Source organism: Comamonas aquatica NBRC 14918 (assembly GCF_000739875.1).
GTDB lineage: Bacteria > Pseudomonadota > Gammaproteobacteria > Burkholderiales > Burkholderiaceae_C > Comamonas > Comamonas aquatica.
Genome location: NZ_BBJR01000100.1, coordinates 1 through 2682 on the forward strand (window position 1 = coordinate 1; position 2682 = coordinate 2682).

Annotated in this window: 3 protein-coding genes and 1 pseudogene; all 4 read left to right on the forward strand. The window is 34.6% G+C overall.

What is annotated here, in order from left to right:
- The coding region (locus CA2_RS18425; RefSeq protein ID WP_217997654.1) for a hypothetical protein at positions 1–256 on the forward strand (256 nt) is incomplete at its 5' end.
- A complete protein-coding gene (locus tag CA2_RS18860; RefSeq protein ID WP_081889064.1) occupies positions 208–1224 on the forward strand; it encodes an EpsG family protein in 1017 nt (338 codons plus the stop codon). The genes CA2_RS18425 and CA2_RS18860, both read left to right, overlap by 49 nt.
- 1 nt (position 1225) lies before the next feature.
- On the forward strand, positions 1226–2092 hold the full coding sequence (locus CA2_RS17830) for a glycosyltransferase family protein (protein ID WP_081889065.1): 867 nt from the start codon (positions 1226–1228) through the stop codon (positions 2090–2092).
- A gap of 297 nt (positions 2093–2389) precedes the next feature.
- A pseudogene (locus tag CA2_RS18695) lies at positions 2390–2682 on the forward strand (IS3-like element ISAzo10 family transposase); the annotation flags it as partial.

A 2682-nucleotide genomic window follows, 5' to 3' on the forward strand; every position in this document is an offset into this window, starting at 1 on the left:
TACAGGGGTGCAGGGAGACCGTAGTCAATGGAAGCAATGGATATCTCACTCGCGTTGGCGATCACATAAATCTCAAAGAAAAAATGATGCTTTTTATAATGCAAAAAGAAAAAATAATAGAATTTGGCAAAGAAAGCCTAATTATAGCCAGAAACAATTTCGACGCAAAAAAACAGAACGAGAAACTCAAGAAATACATTTAATAAAATGTTTTTTTACATATTTCCACTTTTTTTTATATTTCTTAAATCCATAACAAAAAGCAATCGGAATTTAGAAACAATAATATTTTATTTTTTATGCTTATTCATAACTCTAATGATTGGGTTAAGAAATGAAATAGGCGGTGATTGGAATGCATATTTAGAAATATATAAAAAATCAAGAGAATCCCCATGGTTAGAATTCTCGAGTGACCCAATTTATTCTTTGATAAACAAAGCTAGTCCAAATATTTTTTACGTTAATACAATTTGTGCAATAATTGGAACAATTCCAACAATCTTCTTTTTAAGAAGCCACAAAAACTTCTATCTTTCTTTTTTCATATGCTTCACATATTTTTATAGCATTGTTGGAATGGGTTATACCAGACAATTTGCCGCGGCAGGCCTTTTTTATTTGGCAATAATACTAAACAACAAAGGAAAGGTTAAGCTTTCCATTTTAGCCTCACTCCTTGCTTCTGGATTTCACTCAAGCATAATACTTTTAATCCCAATCATTTATTTCGAACGAATAAAGAATTTAAAATCTATTATTTTCATAATAGCTCTATTGGTTTCTTTGTTTTTATTATTCTTCGAGAAGATTAATAGGTTCGTCCTACTTTATTTAACAGAAAGCGATCTTAATTCATCGGGCGCTTTATACAGAACAACCCTACACTTAATAGCATCTTTTACATTAATACTAACCTTCAAATATCTAGAATTCAAGAACAAAAATATATTAAAATTTTACTTTTTAATATCAATATCTTCTTTTTTATTACTAATAACTATTCCGAGCACTACGTTTGTTGATAGATTTCTTGTTTACCTAATACCTCTGCAAGCTATTATAATAGCAAATCTATCGGAATCACCTTACTTTAAAGATAAATGGATAAAATTTTTTGCGCGAACAACAATTGCTTCGGCATATTTTTTACTTTTCTTCATCTGGCTTGAAAAAAGTAGTTTTCGACCATATTGGATTCCGTATAAATCAATTTTTTTCTAAAATGAAAATCGGTATTACTATAAATAATTTAAGCTATACACCGGAAGCTTATGCTTATGCAAATTACCTTGAAAAATTTGGAGCTCAAATCCAACTTGCAGAATATCTAGACCCATTTAATGACGTCAATATTTTTTTCTTAGGTCTAAAAAAAAATAGAAGCCATACAAAATACAAAGAAATACATGAATATCAGAGCTTGTCAACACCACCATTCGCAAAAATAAAAAATTTCATAAAGAAAGAAATTAATTGCCTTCCAGATGCAAGAATTTTTCTCAATGAGATTGTAAAAGAAGATTTAAACTTTAATGATCAAAAACCATATGTTTTACGGGACATGGGTGTAGATGAAATTTTTTTTCAAAAACCTTTACAAAATCATCACTATGACATAGTTTATTGTGGAAGCTTCAACGGCAGAATTGGACTTATTGAAGAAATAATTAGACTAGCAAAAATAGGTTTTAAAATCTGCTTAATTGGTTCAATTGACAAGGATAAAGAAGCAAAACTAAAAATTCATAAAAATATTGATTTTATTGGGAAGCTAAAAAGAGAAGAAATACCCGAGTACTATAAGAACTCCTATGCTGGACTTAATTACACACCTGACATATACCCCTTCAATATTCAAACAAGTACAAAAACAATTGAGTATCTTGCTTCTGGCCTTAAATGCATCTCTAACAAATATGAATGGGCTGAAAATTTTTCAAGAAGTCGAAATATATATTTTCTATGGACCAATAATATTAGATGCTACGAAGATCTATACAAAGACGAAAGAATTTCCATAGACCTATCAGACCTAGAATGGAACAATATCCTTAATAATATTGATTTTTATAATTTTCTTAGATCTTAAAAATATTTAAAAACCATAATTAGTCGGGCCTGCAAAATTCAATTTCAGGCCATCAACAGCTTTTTGCTGCCCTGTTGGCGCTGGGAGCATGTCAAGATAGTTGTCGCCTCATTTATGCAGCAATGGGTATTTTTTGATCGGTGACGCTGATCCTTTCTGGGTTCAAAGCCACATGGTCAATGTGATGCCAATTGCGGGTATGGCGGCTCCAGCGGGCAGGCATCGTCTGCCTGGCCTGTTCATAAACTTGTCTGCGTTTGCGCAGGATCTCGATGTCCTGACCGGTATGGCGCTGAAGAGTTGCGGCGCAAAGAAAAGGCCTTGGCAGAAACCGCAGCGCTGCTGGTGCTGTCAAAAAAACTCGAGGCGATGATGCGAGAGGACGGGGAAGAATGATTCCCTTGGATCATCGCCAACGACTGGTCCGGGACATTGATCAGGCACACCGTGAAGGAGCGAGGTTGCGCCCTGCGTGTGAAGTGGCTGGCATTGATGTGCGCACGCTGCAGCGTTGGCGCAGCACAGGGCTGGCCTTACAGGAAGATCAGCGTAAACATTGCCAGCGACCAACGCCTGCACACGCACTTGTA